Genomic DNA, 647 nt, shown 5'->3' on the forward strand with positions numbered 1-647 from the left:
GGCGTCGGTGCATGCGGCGTCGGTGTGGGCGTTGGAGTTGTTGCAGGACCGGTTGTCCGGTGATCGTCGTCTGGTGGTGGTGACCCGGCCGGGGGAGTTGGCTTGTGCGGCGGTGCGGGGTTTGGTGCGTTCGGCGCAGTCGGAGAATCCGGGCCGGTTGATGCTGGTGGAGGGTGTTCCTTCGGCGCAGGTGTTGGCGTCGGATGAGCCTGAGTTGGCGGTGCGCGACGGTGGCGTGTTCGTGCCGCGTCTGGTGCGGGTTGCCGGTGGTGGGCGGCCGGTGTCGTGGCGGGGCACGGTGTTGGTCACCGGTGGTACGAGTGGCATCGGTGCGCGGGTGGCGCGTCATCTCGCGGGTCAGGGTGTGTCGGATCTGGTGTTGGTGAGTCGTCGGGGTCCGGATGCTGCGGGGGCCGATGGTTTGCCGGGTCGGGTGGTGGCGTGTGATGTCACGGATCCGGTGGCGGTGGCTGCGCTGGTGGAGAGTCTGCCGGGGTTGCGGGCGGTGGTTCATTGCGCGGGTGTGTTGGACGATGGTGTGGTCGGTTCGTTGACGCCTGAGCGGTTGGCGAGGGTGTTGGCGCCGAAGGTGGACGCTGCCTGGCATCTGCACACCGCGACCGCGGGGCGCGACCTCGACGCCTTCA

General features: G+C 68.9%; 1 protein-coding gene. It reads left to right on the forward strand.

All coding sequences use genetic code 11. From position 1 onward, the window contains the following. A partial coding sequence (locus IEY99_RS33815) for an SDR family NAD(P)-dependent oxidoreductase (RefSeq protein ID WP_189208199.1) occupies positions 1-647 on the forward strand: 647 nt, incomplete at both ends.

The sequence above is a fragment of the Couchioplanes azureus genome (assembly GCF_014648355.1).
Lineage (GTDB): Bacteria > Actinomycetota > Actinomycetes > Mycobacteriales > Micromonosporaceae > Actinoplanes > Actinoplanes azureus.